The organism is Tannerella forsythia 92A2 (genome assembly GCF_000238215.1).
Classification (GTDB): domain Bacteria; phylum Bacteroidota; class Bacteroidia; order Bacteroidales; family Tannerellaceae; genus Tannerella; species Tannerella forsythia.
The window spans coordinates 1,778,407-1,796,884 of sequence record NC_016610.1 but is presented as its reverse complement, the minus strand read 5'-3'; the positions used below and the strand labels follow the sequence as shown (position 1 = coordinate 1,796,884).

Here is an 18,478-nt window from a genome sequence, read left to right as displayed (position 1 = left end):
TGCATTTCCTGAATCCTCTTATAAAACAGAACGTTTACTATTGCTGGGGCTCAAAACATTTTTCGGATGCGTTGGATTCCTTCGACGAGTACATCCACTTCCTCTTTTGTATTATAGAGTGCGAACGACGCCCTGACGGTCCCTTCGATGCCGAGTGCGTGCATAAGCGGTTGTGCACAATGGTGCCCCGTACGAACAGCAATACCAAGACGGTCGAGCAGCATACCCATATCGTAATGATGTATGTTGCCTACCAGAAAAGAAACAACACTGTTCTTATGTTCGGTACGTCCGAAGATACGCATGCCTTCTATTTCATCGAGCCGATCGGTAGCATAGCAAAGCAGTTCATATTCATGCGCCGCGATCTCGGTAAGTCCGATGGCCTGTATATACCTCAACACCTCGGCCAGCGCCGTGCTGCCGATGTAATCCGGAGTGCCGGCCTCAAACTTATACGGAAGTTCATTGAACGTCGTGTGCTCGAACGTCACATTTTGAATCATCTCCCCACCTCCCTGATAAGGCGGCAGGCGGTCTAACCATTCCGCCTTTCCGTAGAGTATGCCGATGCCTGTAGGCCCATAGACTTTATGCCCGGAAAAAGCATAAAAATCCGCATCGAGCGCTTGCACGTCGATCGGTTGATGGGCAACCGCCTGCGCGCCGTCTATAAGGACAGGTATCCCGTGCTGATGGGCTATCCGCACAATCTCCTCCACTGGGTTGATCACCCCGAGTACGTTCGACATCTGGGTGACAGCTACGAGCTTCGTCCTGTCGGAAAACAACCGGGAAAATGCTTCCAGATCGAGTTCACCGCACTCATTAAACGGTATCACTTTTATTTTCAATCCGTTTAATTGCCAGGGAACAATATTGGCATGATGCTCCATGACGGAGACGATCACCTCGTCACCGGGCTTTACAAAAGCACGTGAAAAGCTTGATGCAACAAGGTTAATTGCTTCGGTTGTACCTCGTGTAAAAAGAATTTCGGCCGAAGAACGGGCATTCAAGAATGCCCGTACGGTTTCGCGAGCCGCCTCATGCGCTTCGGTAGCCTGCTGACTGAGAAAATGAACACCGCGATGGATATTCGCATTCACGGAATAATATTCTTCCGTAATTCTATCAACGACACAACGAGGCTTTTGGGTCGTGGCCGCATTGTCGAGATAGACGAGCGGCTTGCCGTATACTTCGCGCTGCAGAATCGGAAAATCGTTTCGGATGGATGCTGTCTCTAACATGACGCAAAGATAGCATTCCCTGCTGAAAGCAGTATCTCTCCAACCTTGAAAAATGTGTGTATATGAAATAAAGATATTTAATTTTTAAGCGCTTGAGGTAGGACGAAGCATAAAATCTTTTTTCTTTGCACCCGGTATTAATCTTTTAAAATAACAGAACGATGAAGAAAATGATTTTGAGCGCAGCCATTGTTGCTGCCATGGCATTGGGTGTTTCTGTCAATGCACAGGACACGAAAGAAAAGAAAGAGTGCACAAAGACAGAGCAGAAGTGCTGCAAGAAGGAAGGCAAGGAAGCCTGCAAGAAAGATAAAGCTTGCGACAAGAAGAAAGATGAATGCTGCTCCAAGAAAAAAGAAGCAAAGTGATGATCTTCTCATAGATCAAAAGAGTTGTCTCATACTGAGACAACTCTTTTTTTTTATTTCTTCGTGTCTGGCCCCCTTGATATTCTTTCCCTTGAAAGAATGGCAAGAGGTCGCTCTGCGATGCGGATGCAAGTATGTTGACACGCATTACGGGCAGCCAATCAAAGCGCCATTTTGTCATATATCTATTACTTATTTAGCGCAGAATGCGCCATTTTGACACAAAGCATACGATGGTATGCGTTTTGTGTCTTATCTGATGAAGTCGATTCAGCAGATACGGTGACAACGATCTCCAAAAAGGTCGGGAATCATAAGTAAGAATGATGAGCCGGACTTCAAAAAAAAAGAACATTAAATTATAGGAGGATTGAATAATGACAACTTTGATTAGACGAAATCAGAACGATTGGTTACCGTCCATTTTCAATGACTTTTTTGAACATGAGTGGATGGGACGTACGAACGCAACGGCACCTGCCATCAACGTAAAGGAAATGAAAGACCGTTATACGGTCGAAGTAGCAGCCCCGGGCATGACGAAGGAAGACTTTCACATCAATATTGATGCAGACAACCATTTGGTGATCTCGATGGAGAAAAAGAGCGAAAAGAGTGAAGAGAATAAGGATGCACGCTATCTGCGTCGCGAATTTTCGTACTCGAAGTTCCAGCAGGCGATGATTCTGCCGGACGATGTGGACAAAGACAAAATCTGTGCAAAAGTAGAAAATGGTGTGCTGAATATCGATCTGCCCAAACTCTCGCACGAAGAGACTCACAAGGTAGAGCGGACAATCGAAATCGGTTGATTGCAACCCCGTCGAATAACGGAGCATGATATTAGTTAATAAAAGTCAATGTGCGCAAAATCGCACATTGGCTTTTTTATGTTATGCTGAAAGTTCACTAACTTAGCCGCATGAAATGAATCGCAGCCCGACAGGGCGGATTCATGGAAATGATTTATTATTTATCAAAAGTGAAACGAGCGATTGTGATAGGCGCCACTTCCGGCATGGGACTGGAGGTGGCAAAACTCTTGCTCGCTCGCGGTTGGTCACTTGGCGTGGCCGGCCGTCGCGAGGCCGAGCTGGCGCGTTTGCAAGCGCTGAATCCGGAACGGGTGACAATACAGATACTCGATATCACACGCGACGACGCACCGGAGCGTTTACATCGGCTGATCGAAGCAATGAGCGGAATGGATTTGTTCTTTCTCTCTTCGGGCGTCGGGCGACAGAACATGACCCTGCAAGAAGATATCGAGTTATGGACGGCGGCGACGAACGTCTCCGGATTTATCCGTATGGTTACAGCGGCCTATCGTTATTTTCGCAACAACGGCGGTGGGCATATCGCTGTCATCAGCTCGATTGCGGGAACGAAAGGATTGGGGAGCGCACCGGCTTATTCGGCCTCCAAACGTTTTCAAAACACCTATATTGACGCTTTGGCACAGTTAACGCATTTACAAAAGGATAACATTATCTTCACGGATATAAGACCCGGATTTGTAGATACGGCCATACTCGACGACCCAAAGAAATACCCGATGCTCATGCGACCGGAAGCTGTGGCCCGACATATCGTCCATACGCTGGAAAAGCGTAAACGCGTCGTCGTCATCGACTGGCGCTACCGTCTTTTGGTCTTCTTCTGGCGACTTGTTCCGCAACGCATCTGGGAACGGTTAAGAATCAGCAACCGTTCGTCAACCGATCAAAGACATACGTAGGCCTCTTCTCTATTTTGATATCCGAGCAAAAAAAAAGCATTTTTTTCTTGCATGTTAAAAAAGACGCCGTATCTTTGCACATGATATGATTATGTGAACAAAAAAATGAAACGATTTTACACTCACAAGTATTATTACTTTTATCTTGGTAGAGATAAAGGCAGGACTTGATGTGTGTAAGAAACGAAAAAAGTACCTTAGGGTATTGCCATTTAGAAAAAGGTCCTGCCATGTGAGTGGCGGGATTTTTTTTTGATGTTGCGAACATGAAGAAAAAAATAAACATAAAGAATGAGAAAAATTGCCATACAGGGAATAGCCGGTTCGTATCATGATGTAGCGGCACATCGATATTTCGAAGACGAGCCGATCGAGTTAGTACCGTGCGAGACCTTTAAGAAGCTTGTGCGAAAAGTCACGTCCGATGAACGGACGGTCGGAATCATGGCGATCGAGAACACGATTGCCGGAAGTTTGTTGCAGAATCACGATCTGATTCGACAGAGCGGGTGCGTGGTGACGGGAGAGTATAAATTACGTATTATGCACTCACTGGCCGCACTTCCGGGGACGAACATGTCCGACCTTACCGAAATCAATTCGCATCCGATCGCCCTGATGCAATGCGATGATTTTCTGGCGACGCTTCCGCATGTCAAGCTCGTCGAGATGGACGACACGGCGGGCAGTGCACGACGGATCGCCGCGGAGAAAATGCACGGTCATGCCGCTATCTGTGCGCGTCGGGCAGCCGATATGTACGGTCTGGAGGTGCTGGCCGAAGGCATCGAGACGAACAAACGCAACTATACGCGCTTTCTGGCCGTGGCCACCCCGCCGATGGCTTCCGAACTCCTTGAAGGAGTGACGAAGAACAAGGCTTCGCTCGTTTTCTCTTTGCCACATACGGCCGGCAGCCTCTCGAAAGTCCTGACGATTCTCTCGTTCTATGATATGAATCTGTCGAAAATACAGTCGTTGCCGATTATCGGGCGCGAATGGGAATATTTGTTTTACGTCAATCTGACGTTCTCGGATTATCCACGCTACAAACAGGCGCTGGATGCGATTATGCCGCTGACGAAGGATTTGAAAATTTTAGGAGAATATGCAGAAGGAAAACAAGGTATATGATGTTATGCCTGCCACGCGTGTGGACAGCGTGCAGGAATATTATTTCTCAAAGAAACTGAAAGAGGTCGCCGCGATGAATGCCGCAGGTATGCGTGTGATCAGCCTCGGCGTGGGAAGCCCCGACCTGCCACCGTCGGACGGGGCGATCGCCACGCTCTGTCGCGAAGCATGCCGCCCGGACGTACACGGTTACCAGCCCTATACAGGCATTCCCGAACTGCGGCACAGCTATGCCGGATGGTATCGGCGATGGTTCGACGTGGAGGCAGATCCGGAAACGGAAATCCTGCCGCTTATCGGCTCGAAAGAAGGGATTCTGCATATCTCTATGGCTTTCCTCAATCCGGGTGACGGTGTGCTCGTGCCTGACCCCGGCTATCCGACATACCGTTCGGTGAGCCGGCTTGTCGGAGCCGATCTGATCCCTTACGAATTACAAGTGTCGAACGGCTGGCAGCCCGACTTCGACACGCTGGAGCAGATCGTGGCCGAGCGGCAAGCCAGCGGCCTCACCCGCATTAAATTGATGTGGACAAACTACCCGAATATGCCGACCGGTGCCGACGGAGACGAGGCTCTGTTCAAACAGCTGATCGCTTTTGGCCGTCGCCACGGAATCGTTATCTGCCATGATAATCCATATAGCTTCATCCTCAACGATCATCCGCGCAGCATCCTGCGCGTAAAAGGAGCCAAAGAAATCGCTATCGAGCTCAACTCGATGAGTAAAGCGCACAACATGCCCGGATGGCGTATGGCCATGCTGATGTCGAATGCGCAGTTTGTACAATGGATTCTGAAAGTGAAGAGCAACGTCGATTCAGGCCAGTTCCGCCCGATGCAATCGGCCGTAGTCGAAGCGTTGAACGCACCGCCGGCATGGTACGCTGAGATGAACCGCATCTATCGTGGTCGTCGCAAACTGGCCGGACAGATCATGCAGGCGCTGGATTGCACATACGACGAGCAACAGGTTGGTATGTTCCTCTGGGGACGGATAGCCGATAGGGAAATGAGCGGCGAAGCATTGGCGGATCGTGTGCTCCGTGAAGCCAACGTATTTATCACGCCCGGATTTATTTTCGGCAATGCAGGCAAACGCTATGTCCGGCTCTCGCTCTGCTGTAAAGAGGAACAGCTGACTGAGGCGCTGGAACGAATCAACAACAGATGGAAACAATAACATAACACACAGATAAACAAAAAAAATAAACTATATGGAAGAATTAAATTTACAATCTATTTTATTACCGGGGATCGAAGACAAGCGTCCGCTCGTGATTTCCGGGCCGTGCAGCGCCGAGACCGAAGAACAGGTCTTGACTACGGCTAAAGGATTAGCTGCGATCGGTATTCGCATCTTTCGCGCAGGCATCTGGAAACCCCGCACCAAACCGGGAGGCTTTGAAGGAGTGGGTACCATTGGACTGCCATGGTTGAAGAGAGTAAAGGAGGAGACAGGCATGTATGTGGCTACCGAGGTGGCCACGAGAGACCATGTTTTTGAAGCCTTAAAGGCTGGAGTCGATGTTTTATGGGTCGGCGCACGGACGGCAGTCAATCCGTTTGCCATGCAGGATGTGGCCGATGCGCTGCGAGGCGTTGACATCCCCGTGCTGGTTAAAAACCCGGTCAATCCCGATCTGGAGCTCTGGATCGGCGCCATCGAACGCCTTTACGGAGCAGGTATCCACCGTATCGGAGCGGTACATCGCGGGTTCAGTTCGTTCGACAAGAAGATGTATCGTAACCTCCCGCTCTGGCATATTGCTATCGAGTTGCGTCGCCGTATGCCAAACCTGCCCATCATTTGCGACCCCAGCCATATCGGCGGTAAACGCGAACTGATTGCATCGCTCTGTCAGCAGGCGATGGACCTGAACTTCGACGGACTGATCATCGAAACGCACTGCAACCCGGACCATGCATGGAGCGATGCGGCACAACAGATTACCCCCGAAGTGCTGGATTATGTGCTGAACCTGCTCGTCATCCGCGAGTCAAACCAAACGACCGAAAACCTGTACGAACTGCGCCGACAAATCGACGGGATCGACGAGAATCTGCTCGAACTGTTGGCCAAACGGATGCGTATCTCCCGGGAGATTGGAGTATATAAGAAAGAACATCGTATGCCGATACTGCAAACACCGCGCTACGGAGAGATTCTGGAGAATCGCACCAAGGCCGGGGTAGCAATGGATCTGAATCCTGATTTCGTGCAGGCTGTCCTGAAAGAAATTCATGAGGAATCGGTACGTCAGCAAATGATTGTCATGAACGAATAGACTGAACAGACAATGAAAATATTGATCTTAGGCGCGGGAAAGATGGGGTCTTTCTTTACCGACCTGCTGAGTTTCGACCATGAGGTGGCCGTACTCGAACAAGACCCGAAGCGGATGCGTTTTATCTACAATGCCCTGCGTATGCAATCGGTCGACGAGATCGACGCGTTTGCCCCCGAGATGGTCATCAACTGCGTCACCCTGACCCACACGCTCGACGCATTCAGAAGCGTATTGCCGCATCTCCGACCCTATTGTATCATCTCCGACATCGCATCGGTGAAAACCAACCTGCTGGAGTTCTACAAAGACTGCGGTTTTCCGTACGTCTCTACCCACCCGATGTTCGGGCCGACCTTTGCGAACCTTGGTAACCTGATGCAGGAGAATGCCATCATCATCTCCGAAGGCGACCATCTTGGCAAAATTTTCTTCAAAGACTTATATGAGAAACTGAAACTGAATATCTTTGAATACACGTTTGAGGAACATGATAAAGTCGTTGCTTACTCGTTGGGGATTCCTTTTGCTTCGACGTTTGTTTTTGTCGCAACGATGGTACATCAGGATGCGCCGGGAACGACTTTCAGACGCCACATGAAGATTGCTCGAGGCGTGCTGTCCGAAGATGATTATCTGCTGACTGAAATCCTGTTTAACCCGCGAACACCCGGACAGATCGACCGTATTCAGCGCGAACTGGACGAATTACAGAAAATCATTGCCGAACGCGATACGGAAGCGATGCGAGGCTATTTGGCGCGTCTCCGCAAAAAATCGACTAGAGAAAGTCTGCAACCGGAAAAACTTTCTATCTTTATGCGGCTTAACATTATAAAAAAAGATGGCTTCGACAGGAAAAGAAAAATATTGGAAATATTCGCTTGGTATCCTGATCCTGTTATTGGGATGGGTAATTATTAAGGAACTGTGGATGTTTGTAAACGGACTGTTGGGAGCTTTTACCATCTTTGTGATGGTGCGCCGGCAAATGATTTACCTGACGGAAAAGAAAAAGATGAATCATGTGCTGGCCACGATCCTTATTCTGTTCGAAGTGGCAGCTGTCATTACGGTTCCGCTTTATTTTATGATCCGGGCACTGTTGGGAAAGGTACAAAACATCGACATGGATATTTCATCCCTGCAAAAGATGATTGAAAACCTCGAGATTCAACTCCGGCAACGATTCGGCTACGATTTGTTCTCGTCCGAAAACCTGACAACAGCCACGGGCTATATCAGCACCGTTATTCAATACCTTATCAGCCAGATGAGCAGTATGGTTGTGACGGTTGTCGTACTGATCTTCCTCTTGTATTTTATCCTGCTTAATTTCCGGACGATCGAACAGTATTTTTACGAACTGCTGCCATTTAGCCCTGAAAACAGGAAGAATATTACCAGCGAAGTATATGTTATGGTGCGGTCGAATGCTATCGGCATTCCTCTACTCGCTATCATACAAGGTCTCATCGCCTATATCGGATATCTGATATTCGGTGTGCCGAGTGCTTTACTTTTCGGTTTTCTGACATGCTTTTCAACCATCATTCCTATCGTCGGCACCGGCATCGTATGGGTGCCGATCGTGGTATATCTGATGATGGTCGGCGACTGGACGAACGCTATCGGACTGGGAGCTTTCTGCGCCATCATCCTCACGAACATCGACAATGTCATCCGTTTTATCCTTCAGAAAAAACTGGCCGATACACACCCCCTCATCACGGTTTTCGGAGTGATTTTCGGCCTGTCGGTTTTCGGATTCTGGGGAATCATTTTCGGCCCGTTGCTGCTCTCTATCTTTTTCCTGCTTGTCAAAATGTTTAAAACCGAGTATCTGGACAAAGGCAATATGTAATAGCCGCTATTCTTTTACTTGGTTGCTGATAAACTCATTCGTATATTTCAGCAGCTCCGTAAAATGACGGGAAAAGGTCATCGTTTCGGTATGACGGATCGAAATAAATTTTTCGCGTCCGTCCGCCTGACAGGCAATTTGGTAAATCATATCGGCAACAGGCTGATCCGGCTCTTTCTCGAATCCGTATGAGTCATTCATATCAAAAAGTTTACTTTTAGCCAGTAACGATTTAAATCGCGCATATTCCCCGTCGGTCAGTGTCCCTTCCGCATGGTAAGGCTCGTACTGTTCAAAACGGATGTTCTGCTTCTCTACAACGTAATGCCTCTCGCTGTCTATCGATAGTGACAGCCGGTACGTTCGGGTGCTCTCCAGCACATAAGTATAAGAAAAATGCTTCGGCTCGCTTCCTCCGCAACGGATCAACAATACCAGAGTGAGCAGAAGCAAAAAGGTAGTTTTAAAAAATGTTTTCATCTGTTCGTTGTGTTTTGTAATCCTCCCCCCCCCTATACAGAACGTCATTATCCGGACAAAGGGGGAAGAAGTAAAAATAGTAAAGAATATAAATGCTTCAGTTTCCGTATCTGCATCCGGCACATCGGGCCAGTTCGCCGCGGAAGCGTTTTTCGACAAGCAGGTGCAGACGGTCTTTTAAGGCGTCGAGACGCACATGATCGATCACATCCGACATAAAAGCGACGCTGAGCATCATCCGCGCCTCTTCGTAAGGAAGACCACGGCTTTGCATGTAGAAGAGCGCCTGTTCATCAAGTTGACCGGTCGTCATGCCATGCGAACATTTCACATCGTCGGCATAAATCTCGAGCTGCGGCTTGCTGTACATACGGGCATCGGAGGTGAGACACATGTTACGGTTCGTCTGGTAAGCCTCTGTTTTCTGCGCGCCTTCATTCACAAATATCCGCCCGCTGAAAACACCTACTGCGCGCTCGTCAAGGACGTTCTTAAACAACTCGTTGCTGGTGCAATGCGGTACAACATGCGTGATATGGGTGTACGTATCCACCTGTTGATCACGATCTTCAATGGCCATTCCGCAAAGCGTCGCTTCCGCTCCTTCGCCGTTCAGACGAATCCGGTAATTATTACGGGTCAGTCCGTTATTCAGCGTGATACCGTTAACCAAGACATTAGACGAAGCAGCCTGTTCGACATAGAGCGACGAAAAACGCGTAGTCGAAGCCGAGCTTTCTTCCAAGTCATAGTAATCGAAGAATGCCCCTTCTTCAGCAAAGATTTCAACCACTTGAGTAGCAAGGAATTTAACATCATCCATGCTATGGTCACAGACGAGCAATCTGGCCGATGCATGCGGCTCTATAATGATCAGCACGCGACGGTTCGCCATCAGGTCGACCGTACTACGGAAGATATTAATCAACTGTACGGGGCGTTCGACGTGGACGCCCCGAGGTACATAAAGCACAAACCCGTCTTGTGCCAGCATCGTATTGAGGGCGCTGACAGCATCGGCCGAAGTATCGGCAGCCTTGCCGTAGTAGCGTGATGCGATCTCGGGGTGAAGCTCGGCAAACGCGTGCATCCCTCCCGCATATACCTCTTCGGACAAGGAAGTCTTCGGTAACGTATCGGTATAAAGCGAATCATTCACTACGAAGTAGAGCGAGGTGCTCATGTTCGGCACATCACAGCGGAACACGTCCGAAGGGTTGGTCGGCACATGCAGACGGGTCAAGTTCAACCCATAGTCAGGCGCAAACGCCTTGGCAACATCGGTATAACGATAGTCTTCATGCAGGGGGGAGGGGAAGCCTGTCCGCTCGAAATCGGCCAAAGCCTGTGTCCGCAAGGCGTTCATAAACGCCGGCGCATAGCGGTGGAGCACATCTTCGTGCTGCGTAAAAAAATCCATGTATTGTTTTTCCGGATGCATCGCATCCTTGTCCGATATATGCAAACTATTCATCTTTCGCCGTTAATCGTTCGTTTTCAACCAATCGTAGCCTTTCTTCTCCAAATCAAGAGCCAGTTCGGCACCGGCAGTTTTCACCATACGTCCTTCGTAGAGGACATGCACGACATCGGGCTTGATATAATCGAGCAGACGCTGATAGTGAGTAATGATTATCGACGCATTATCGGGCGATTTGAGTTTGTTTACCCCGTTAGCCACAACGCGCAATGCATCGATATCGAGGCCGCTATCCGTCTCGTCCAGAATAGCCAATGTCGGATTGAGCATGGCCATCTGAAAAATCTCGTTGCGTTTCTTCTCTCCCCCGGAAAAGCCTTCATTGACACTACGGCTCATCAACTTATTATTGAGCTCCACAATCTCGCGTTTCTCACGCATCATCTTCAGAAAATCCGAGGCCGAAACCGGCTCTTCATTTCGATATTCACGCTGTGCATTGACCGCAGCCCGCATGAAATTGACCATGCTGACCCCCGGAATCTCTACCGGATACTGGAAGCTGAGGAATATCCCCTCGCAGCTCCGCTCTTCGGGCGAGAGCTCCAACAGGTCTTTGCCCTTATACCTCACCGTTCCTTTTGTCACCGTAAACACCGGATTACCGACGAGCACACTGCTGAGCGTGCTTTTACCGGAACCGTTCGGCCCCATAATCGCATGTATTTCACCTTTCCTGACGGTCAGGTTAAGTCCCCTGAGAATCTCTTTACCGTCAACCTCTGCATGTAAATCTTTTATCTCTAACAAGATTTCTCCCATAATTCAATCTTAATCCCAGAATAACATGTCTAATAATAATATAACAAACTTTCCCCGTCCCGTTCCGAAAAACGGAACGGAAGATATACGTATCATCCCACACTTCCTTCCAACGAGATCGCCAACAACTTTTGCGCTTCTACCGCAAACTCCATCGGCAGCTTGTTCATCACCTCACGAGCATATCCGCCGACAATTAAGCTTACGGCTTTCTCGGTATCGATACCACGCTGGTTACAATAGAACAGCTGTTCTTCATTGACTTTCGAAGTCGTTGCTTCATGCTCTACAACAGCCGTTTCATTTTGGATATCGACATAAGGATACGTATGCGCGCCACAGGTAGAGCTGAGTAACAAGCTGTCGCACTGACTGTGATTACGTGCTCCCTCGGCACGAGCGGCGACTTTCACCATACCCCGGTAACTGTTCTGACTGTGACCGGCCGAGATGCCTTTCGATACGATCGTGCTGCGGGTGTTTCGCCCCAAGTGGATCATCTTCGTACCCGTGTCGGCCTGTTGGTGATTATTCGTCACCGCAACGGAATAAAACTCTCCCACCGAGTAATCGCCGGCCAGAATACACGACGGATATTTCCACGTAATGGCCGAACCCGTTTCTACCTGCGTCCACGAGATTTTACTGCCTTCACCTTTGCAGATGCCCCGCTTAGTCACGAAATTATAAATCCCACCGTTGCCGTTCTTATCGCCCGGATACCAGTTCTGCACCGTCGAATATTTTACTTCGGCACGTCTGTGAGCAACGATCTCCACAATGGCTGCATGCAGCTGGTTCTCGTCACGCATCGGTGCGGTACATCCTTCAAGGTAACTGACATACGACTCGTCATCGGCTACGATCAGGGTTCGTTCAAACTGCCCCGTGTTAGCGGCATTGATTCGAAAATACGTGCTCAACTCCATCGGGCAGCGCACGCCTTTGGGGATATACACGAACGATCCGTCGGAAAAGACGGCGGAGTTCAGTGCCGCAAAGAAGTTGTCGCGATAACCCACGACACTTCCCATATATTGCTTGACCAAATCCGGATGATGCTTTACCGCTTCGCTGAATGAACAGAAGATGATGCCTTTCTCAGCCAACGTTTCTTTAAACGTCGTTTTCACCGAGACGCTGTCCATCACGGCATCGACCGCCATCCCACTCAGGACCTTCTGCTCATGAAGGGGGATGCCGAGTTTGTCGAACGTCTTTAACAGCTCAGGATCAACCTCATCGAGGCTCTTCGGCCCTACTTTGGCCTTCGGCGCTGCATAATAAATAATATCCTGATAGTCGATCGGCGGAATCTTCAGATGTGCCCATGCAGGCATCTCCAGCGTCTGCCAGTGATGCAACGCCTTGAGGCGGAAATCAAGCAGCCATTCCGGCTCTTCTTTTTTGGCGGAAATCATGCGCACCACTTCCTCGTTTAATCCGCGATGCAACATATCGGTCTCGATCTCTGTCGTAAAACCGTATTTATATTCGCTACCGGTTATTTCATCTAAGATCGGGGCTGTATTTTTTTTTGTTGTATCCATGTTAATTTTTCCTCCTTACAAATAAATCGGCCGGACAGATTGCCGGCACAACTTCTTTTACATAATCATATAAACGGGATTCTACCTTCGTTTGTGGTGTGAGAATCACGGAACGACGATCTATGCCTTCCAACAGATTCAGTGTCAGACTAGCGATAAACAAAGCGACAACAGCCCCAAAGACAGCGCCAGCCAAATGATTGACCAAGCTCAGGGGCGTCGCATCCATGACCTTATGTACCCAGCCTCCGACCAGTGTAACCACCATAAGAATGCACACGAATGCGATCACATAGCTAACGACAGCCACCGTATTTTCCGGGAACCAGGTCTGTAAAATATATTCGCGGATGAACACGGCGACCTTTGCACACAAGTAGATCGCAGCAAGCAACGCAAATAATGCTACCATCTGACGGATAAATCCGTCAATCCACCCTTTCAAAAAACCGGTTCCGACAAGGCAGATAATGACAATATCCAACCAGTTCCAGTTCATCCGCCAAAAACACTATAATGTTTTCTTTATCTCAATCTCATCGAACGGTTCAATCATATCGCCCACCTGAACATCGTTGTAATTATTGACAAAAATACCGCATTCCTGTCCGGTCACGACCTCCTTCACCTCGTCTTTGAAACGTTTCAGCGAGCTAAGTTCGCCCGTATGAATCACAATACCGTCACGAATGACACGTACTTTGTTCGTACGTTTGATCTTGCCTTCTTTCACGATACAGCCGGCCACCGTACCCACCTTTGAGATATTGAAGACCTGCTGTACTTCCACATTCCCACAGATTTCTTCCTTGATCTCCGGCGAAAGCATACCTTCCATCGCAGATTTCACTTCTTCGATCGCATCGTAGATAATCGAGTACAAACGAATCTCCACGCCTTCTTTGTCGGCCAGTTTACGTGCCGATGCCGCCGGACGCACCTGGAAACCGATGATGATGGCATCTGACGAAACCGACAATTCCACATCCGATTCCGAAATCTGACCAACGGCTTTATGAATCACATTGACCCGAATTTCTTCCGTCGAAAGATTGATCAAAGAGTCGGACAAGGCTTCGACCGAACCGTCCACATCGCCCTTGACAATGAGGTTGAGCTCATGGAAGTCGCCAAGTGCGCGACGGCGTCCCAACTCTTCGAGCCCGAAACGTTTCTGCGTACGCAGCCCCAACTCGCGCTGCAATTGTTCGCGACGACCGGCAATCTCACGTGCTTCCTGTTCCGTTTCAAGAACATTCAGGGTATCGCCGGCCTGAGGCGCACCGTCCAATCCGAGAATCAACACCGGCTCCGACGGCCCTGCGCTTTCGACACGCTGATTGCGTTCGTTAAACATCGCCTTAAGACGCCCGTAGTGCGTACCGGCCAATATGACATCCCCCTGCCGTAACGTTCCGTTGCTCACTAACACCGTCGCCATATAACCACGTCCCTTATCAAGCGACGATTCGATGACGGAAGCCGTTGCACGCTTCTTTGGGTTGGCTTTCAGTTCGAGCAAGTCGGCTTCGAGCAATACTTTTTCAAGCAATTCCGGTACACCTATCCCCTTTTTGGCCGAGATTTCCTGACTTTGATACTTCCCGCCCCAGTCTTCCACCAGATAATTCATCTGTGAAAGTTCTTCTTTGATTTTGTCCGGATTTGCTCCGGGCTTATCAATCTTGTTAATGGCAAAAACGATCGGCACTCCTGCCGCAGAAGCGTGATGGATCGCCTCGACCGTCTGTGGCATGACGCTATCGTCTGCCGCCACAATGATGATCGCAATATCCGTCACCTTGGCACCGCGAGCACGCATGGCCGTAAAGGCTTCGTGACCGGGAGTATCTAAGAATGTGATATGTCGGCCATCGGACAACGTCACATTGTATGCACCGATATGCTGTGTAATTCCGCCTGCTTCACCGGCAATCACATTGGCATTCCGGATATTGTCAAGCAAAGATGTTTTTCCGTGATCCACGTGCCCCATCACTGTCACAATCGGCGGACGTGCCCCCCAATCTTCCGGATTATCTTCCTCTTCTTTAATCGCTTCGGACACTTCGGCACTTACATATTCCGTCTTGAAACCGAACTCCTCTGCCACGATGTTAATCGTCTCGGCGTCGAGACGCTGATTAATCGACACCATCATGCCAATGCTCATACAAGTGGAGATCACTTCCGCGACAGAGATATCCATCATGTTTGCCAGATCATTAGCCGTCACAAACTCGGTCAGTTTTAAAACACGGCTCTCCTTGGCTTCCTCAAGCTGCAATTCCTGTTCACGGTGTGCTACGGCATCGCGTTTCTCACGACGATATTTGGCCCCTTTGCTCTTTCCGCCTTTGCTTGTGAGGCGGGCCAGCGTTTCCTTCACCTGCTTCTGTACGTCTTCCTCACTGATCTCGGTACGAACCGGCTTCTTCAAACGTTTTCCTCCGTGATCATGACTGCGCCCGCGATCATCGCGACGACTGTTCGTACCCACCGTCGCATTGATATCGATCTTATCTTTCTTGATCCGTTTACGCTTCTTTTTTCCGCCCTCACCGGTCGATGCCACAGGGGCTGTCGAACTTACATTGCCGGCTCCGGATTTCTGCTTATGGTCCGCCGGCGTCTGCTGTTTGCGTTTCTCTTCGCGCTCTTTTCTACGCTCTTCTTTGCTCTTTTTCTTAGGACGCATCGACTGGTTGATGGACGACAAATCTATTTTGCCCGTTACTTTAATCGCCGACTCCAATTTCGGCTGTCCCAAGCGGAAGATTTCCTCCTCCGGCCTCGGAACCGACTTGCTTTCCGGTGATTGCTCCGACAACGTTTCGACCGTTTTCTCTTCAGCTTCAGTCATTCCTGCCGGCTCTTCCTTTTTGTTTGCCACAGATCCTCCTGCGACAGGACGTTCCGACGTCTGCACCTCTTGCGCTTCGACAGGCGGTGCGGGCGGTGGTATGACTTTCGACTCCGGAGCTTGTGTCGATTCCGGTTGCTGTACTTTTTCGATCTTGTTCGCCTCTTCTACTTCTTCTGCAGGAGTAGCAAAAGACACGTTTTTTTCCTTTTTCGCCTCTTTTTTTGTCCGCTTCGTACCCTCTTTCTTCGGTTTACCGACACCCGCAAGGTCAATCTTACCCTTCGTAACAAACTTAGGTTTGATCTCGTCAGGAACCTCCGTTTTAATCACCTCCGGCGTTTTTTTCGGTTTTTCTTCCTTTTCTTTACCCTTTGGGAGAGCTTCCTTTACCGACGCTTTCGGAGCCGTTTTTTCAAGCAGACGGCGACGTTCGGCCTCCGACAGGTTCTTTCCGAATTCTTTAACCAGCAATGCATACTGATCATCCTGAATCCGAACATTGGGATTGTTATCAATTTCACATCCTTTTCCGTGCAGGAAATCGACCACCGTCTGAAGACCGACATTCAAGTCTTTGAGTACTTTGTTTAATTTAACAGGCATATATTTCTTCTTGTATGGATCTCGTATGTTATTCCTTCTCTTCTTGTTCTTCTTCACTTTCCGTGTCCTGCTCCTTCGGCAGGAACTCCGGTACGTCTTCCGGAGCATACGGCTCCTCCTCTTCGAAAGGCTCAAAATCCGGCTCGAACGGTTCCTCTTCTTCGTCTTCAAATTCGGCTGACAGAATACTCAATACTTCATCGACCGTTTGCTCTTCCAAATCGGCACGTTCCATAATCTCTTCACGCGACAGTGCGAGTACGGCCTTAGCCGTATTACAACCGATATTCTTCAGCGTATCAATCACCCACATATCGACCTCATCAGCAAATTCGTCCAGATAAATATCTTCTTCGTCAGCGGCATCGATATCGCGGAACACGTCGATCGTATAGTCCGTCAACATACTGGCTAACTTGATATTCAATCCGTTTTTACCGATGGCGAGGGAAACTTCTTCGGGACGCAAAAAAACTTCCGCCTTATGCTCTTCCTCATCCACACGGATCGACGATATCTTGGCCGGGCTCAAAGCGCGCTGAATAAACAACGACGTGTTACTCGTATAGTTGATCACATCGATATTCTCGTTTCGAAGTTCCCGCACGATTCCGCGGATGCGCGATCCTTTCATCCCGACGCACGCTCCGACAGGGTCTATCCGTTCGTCATACGATTCAACGGCAATTTTGGCCCGCTCGCCCGGAATACGTGCAATGGCTTTGATGGTGATAAGACCATCGTTGATTTCAGGCACTTCAAGCTCAAAGAGACGTTGTAAGAAGACTTTATCCGTTCGTGAGAGATAAATCTTCGTATTGTTATTATCATTCTCTACCCGCTGCACAATGGCGCGCACCGATTCTCCCTTGCGATAAAAATCGCTTGGAATCTGCTCTGCCTTAGCCAACAACAATTCATTCCCTTCGTCATCCAACAGCAAAACTTCTTTTTTCCAGACCTGATAAACATCGGCCGTTACGATCGAGCCGATCAAATCTCTATATTTGGCGTACAAATTATCTTTTTGCAACTCCAAGATTTTCGAAGAAAGCGTCTGGCGTAAATTCAAAATAGCACGACGTCCGAAGTCCGCAAAATGTACTTCGTCCGTCACTTCTTCGCCCACTTCACAGTCGGCATCGATCTTTTGCGCTTCACTTAATGCAACTTCCAGATTCGGGTCTTCCACATGACCGTCTTCCACGACCATCCGGTTTCGCCAGATTTCAAAATCACCTTTTTCCGGATTGATGATCACATCGTAGTTTTCATCCGTCCCGAACATCTTGGCGATCACATTGCGGAATGATTCTTCCAGCACGTTGATCATCGTATCTTTATCTATGCTCTTCAACTCCTTAAATTCCTGCAACGTATCAATCATACTGACTGTTTCTTGTCTTCTCGCCATAAAATTTCCTATTTGAATCTGATTATATTTTTCGTATATTTTATCTCGTCATAAAGGTAGCTCTCATCCGTACAAACCGTTACTTTGCGTTTGGCGCCCTCCGGTTTCACCGGCCGGCCGACCGTAACGACAAACCCTGTGTCATCAGCCGACTTCAAGCACCCGGACAGCTTTTCACCGCTCTTCAACAACACCTCAACCTCATTCCCTATATTTTTCAAATACTGACGAAGTGTCTTAAAAGGTGACGTCAGTCCAGTCGAGGTCACTTCCAACTCATAATCTTCAACATCTCTGTCCAGACCCGCTTCAATATAACGGCTTAGCGCCACACAATCCTCTATACCGACAGCCTGATCGTGATCGATTTCCACCACGATAAGATTATCCGGAGCAACGGTTACATCAACCAGATAACACTCCGAATCTGCCAAATACGCCTCGGCCAAACCGGCCACCATTTTCGCTTCAATCATCTCTATAATAGAAAGATGGGGACTACTCGCCCCCATCCCCTTTTTACTTTAGCCGGGTGCAAATATACAATAAATCAGCCTTTTTACCAAGAAAAAAAGCACAAATTTATTGCTTTACTTTTCAAAACAACTAAAACAAACTAATAATCAATAAAATAAAATATCGACTCGTTTTTTCATCGCTTCTTTTTTGTAATGTCTT

General features: G+C 48.7%; 16 protein-coding genes and 1 pseudogene. 8 read left to right on the top strand and 9 right to left on the bottom strand.

What is annotated here, in order from left to right:
- Positions 1 to 50: 50 nt before the first annotated feature.
- Positions 51 to 1,253, bottom strand: a complete 1,203-nt coding sequence (locus BFO_RS07360; RefSeq protein ID WP_014225031.1) for an aminotransferase class V-fold PLP-dependent enzyme — start codon at positions 1,251 to 1,253, stop codon at positions 51 to 53.
- Positions 1,254 to 1,414: 161 nt separating this feature from the next.
- Here BFO_RS07360 and BFO_RS07355 point away from each other — a divergent pair, with 161 nt between their 5' ends.
- From BFO_RS07355 to BFO_RS07320, 8 genes and pseudogenes are all read left to right on the top strand, one after another.
- On the top strand, positions 1,415 to 1,621 hold the full coding sequence (locus BFO_RS07355) for a hypothetical protein (protein ID WP_014225030.1): 207 nt from the start codon (positions 1,415 to 1,417) through the stop codon (positions 1,619 to 1,621).
- A gap of 377 nt (positions 1,622 to 1,998) precedes the next feature.
- Positions 1,999 to 2,433: an Hsp20/alpha crystallin family protein gene (locus BFO_RS07350; RefSeq protein WP_014225029.1), complete on the top strand. Its 435-nt coding sequence runs from the start codon at positions 1,999 to 2,001 to the stop codon at positions 2,431 to 2,433.
- A gap of 170 nt (positions 2,434 to 2,603) precedes the next feature.
- Positions 2,604 to 3,359: an SDR family NAD(P)-dependent oxidoreductase gene (locus BFO_RS07345; protein ID WP_041591200.1), complete on the top strand. Its 756-nt coding sequence runs from the start codon at positions 2,604 to 2,606 to the stop codon at positions 3,357 to 3,359.
- A gap of 291 nt (positions 3,360 to 3,650) precedes the next feature.
- Positions 3,651 to 4,493 carry a prephenate dehydratase gene (locus BFO_RS07340; RefSeq protein ID WP_014225026.1) on the top strand — a complete coding sequence of 281 codons (843 nt, stop codon included), beginning with the start codon at positions 3,651 to 3,653 and terminating at the stop codon, positions 4,491 to 4,493.
- Positions 4,468 to 5,676: a pyridoxal phosphate-dependent aminotransferase gene (locus BFO_RS07335; protein WP_041590769.1), complete on the top strand. Its 1,209-nt coding sequence runs from the start codon at positions 4,468 to 4,470 to the stop codon at positions 5,674 to 5,676. The genes BFO_RS07340 and BFO_RS07335 overlap by 26 nt, the downstream gene beginning before the upstream one ends.
- A gap of 34 nt (positions 5,677 to 5,710) precedes the next feature.
- Positions 5,711 to 6,781, top strand: coding sequence for a bifunctional 3-deoxy-7-phosphoheptulonate synthase/chorismate mutase type II (locus BFO_RS07330; protein WP_014225024.1), 1,071 nt, complete (start codon positions 5,711 to 5,713; stop codon positions 6,779 to 6,781).
- A 12-nt stretch (positions 6,782 to 6,793) separates the two neighbouring features.
- Positions 6,794 to 7,555: pseudogene (locus BFO_RS07325) on the top strand (prephenate dehydrogenase); the annotation flags it as partial.
- A gap of 70 nt (positions 7,556 to 7,625) precedes the next feature.
- Positions 7,626 to 8,645 carry an AI-2E family transporter gene (locus BFO_RS07320; RefSeq protein WP_041590768.1) on the top strand — a complete coding sequence of 340 codons (1,020 nt, stop codon included), beginning with the start codon at positions 7,626 to 7,628 and terminating at the stop codon, positions 8,643 to 8,645.
- 6 nt (positions 8,646 to 8,651) lie between these two features.
- Here the strand turns inward: BFO_RS07320 and BFO_RS07315 are convergent, their stop codons facing one another.
- From BFO_RS07315 to rimP, 8 genes are all read right to left on the bottom strand, one after another.
- A complete protein-coding gene (locus tag BFO_RS07315; RefSeq protein ID WP_014225021.1) occupies positions 8,652 to 9,125 on the bottom strand; it encodes a hypothetical protein in 474 nt (157 codons plus the stop codon).
- A 97-nt stretch (positions 9,126 to 9,222) separates the two neighbouring features.
- Positions 9,223 to 10,566 (bottom strand): Fe-S cluster assembly protein SufD, encoded by a 1,344-nt coding sequence (gene sufD, locus BFO_RS07310; protein WP_041590766.1) that lies wholly within the window; start codon positions 10,564 to 10,566, stop codon positions 9,223 to 9,225.
- A gap of 42 nt (positions 10,567 to 10,608) precedes the next feature.
- Complete coding sequence (gene sufC, locus BFO_RS07305) at positions 10,609 to 11,355, bottom strand: Fe-S cluster assembly ATPase SufC (protein ID WP_041591198.1); 747 nt, start codon at positions 11,353 to 11,355, stop codon at positions 10,609 to 10,611.
- 104 nt (positions 11,356 to 11,459) lie between these two features.
- The gene (sufB, locus tag BFO_RS07300) at positions 11,460 to 12,917 is read right to left on the bottom strand and encodes a Fe-S cluster assembly protein SufB (protein WP_014225018.1); all 1,458 of its coding nucleotides are present in this window, start codon (positions 12,915 to 12,917) and stop codon (positions 11,460 to 11,462) included.
- A 1-nt stretch (position 12,918) separates the two neighbouring features.
- A complete protein-coding gene (locus BFO_RS07295; RefSeq protein WP_014225017.1) occupies positions 12,919 to 13,416 on the bottom strand; it encodes a CvpA family protein in 498 nt (165 codons plus the stop codon).
- Between the two features lie 12 nt (positions 13,417 to 13,428).
- The gene (gene infB / locus BFO_RS07290) at positions 13,429 to 16,386 is read right to left on the bottom strand and encodes a translation initiation factor IF-2 (protein WP_014225016.1); all 2,958 of its coding nucleotides are present in this window, start codon (positions 16,384 to 16,386) and stop codon (positions 13,429 to 13,431) included.
- Positions 16,387 to 16,414: 28 nt separating this feature from the next.
- The gene (gene nusA / locus BFO_RS07285; protein ID WP_041590765.1) at positions 16,415 to 17,800 is read right to left on the bottom strand and encodes a transcription termination factor NusA; all 1,386 of its coding nucleotides are present in this window, start codon (positions 17,798 to 17,800) and stop codon (positions 16,415 to 16,417) included.
- Between the two features lie 8 nt (positions 17,801 to 17,808).
- Entirely contained in the window at positions 17,809 to 18,276 is a 468-nt protein-coding gene (gene rimP / locus BFO_RS07280) for a ribosome assembly cofactor RimP (RefSeq protein WP_041590764.1), read from the bottom strand.
- Positions 18,277 to 18,478: the final 202 nt, after the last annotated feature.

Excerpts from the sequence above, each read along its gene's own strand:
- sufD (WP_041590766.1), bottom strand. The coding sequence starts at position 10,566 with ATGCATCCGGAAAAACAATACATGGATTTTTTTACGCAGCACGAAGAT.
- BFO_RS07315 (WP_014225021.1), bottom strand. The coding sequence starts at position 9,125 with ATGAAAACATTTTTTAAAACTACCTTTTTGCTTCTGCTCACTCTGGTA.
- BFO_RS07340 (WP_014225026.1), top strand. The coding sequence starts at position 3,651 with ATGAGAAAAATTGCCATACAGGGAATAGCCGGTTCGTATCATGATGTA.
- BFO_RS07335 (WP_041590769.1), top strand. The coding sequence starts at position 4,468 with ATGCAGAAGGAAAACAAGGTATATGATGTTATGCCTGCCACGCGTGTG.
- infB (WP_014225016.1), bottom strand. The coding sequence starts at position 16,386 with ATGCCTGTTAAATTAAACAAAGTACTCAAAGACTTGAATGTCGGTCTT.
- BFO_RS07360 (WP_014225031.1), bottom strand. The coding sequence starts at position 1,253 with ATGTTAGAGACAGCATCCATCCGAAACGATTTTCCGATTCTGCAGCGC.
- BFO_RS07330 (WP_014225024.1), top strand. The coding sequence starts at position 5,711 with ATGGAAGAATTAAATTTACAATCTATTTTATTACCGGGGATCGAAGAC.
- BFO_RS07320 (WP_041590768.1), top strand. The coding sequence starts at position 7,626 with ATGGCTTCGACAGGAAAAGAAAAATATTGGAAATATTCGCTTGGTATC.
- nusA (WP_041590765.1), bottom strand. The coding sequence starts at position 17,800 with ATGGCGAGAAGACAAGAAACAGTCAGTATGATTGATACGTTGCAGGAA.
- BFO_RS07350 (WP_014225029.1), top strand. The coding sequence starts at position 1,999 with ATGACAACTTTGATTAGACGAAATCAGAACGATTGGTTACCGTCCATT.
- sufB (WP_014225018.1), bottom strand. The coding sequence starts at position 12,917 with ATGGATACAACAAAAAAAAATACAGCCCCGATCTTAGATGAAATAACC.
- BFO_RS07355 (WP_014225030.1), top strand. The coding sequence starts at position 1,415 with ATGAAGAAAATGATTTTGAGCGCAGCCATTGTTGCTGCCATGGCATTG.
- BFO_RS07295 (WP_014225017.1), bottom strand. The coding sequence starts at position 13,416 with ATGAACTGGAACTGGTTGGATATTGTCATTATCTGCCTTGTCGGAACC.
- rimP (WP_041590764.1), bottom strand. The coding sequence starts at position 18,276 with ATGATTGAAGCGAAAATGGTGGCCGGTTTGGCCGAGGCGTATTTGGCA.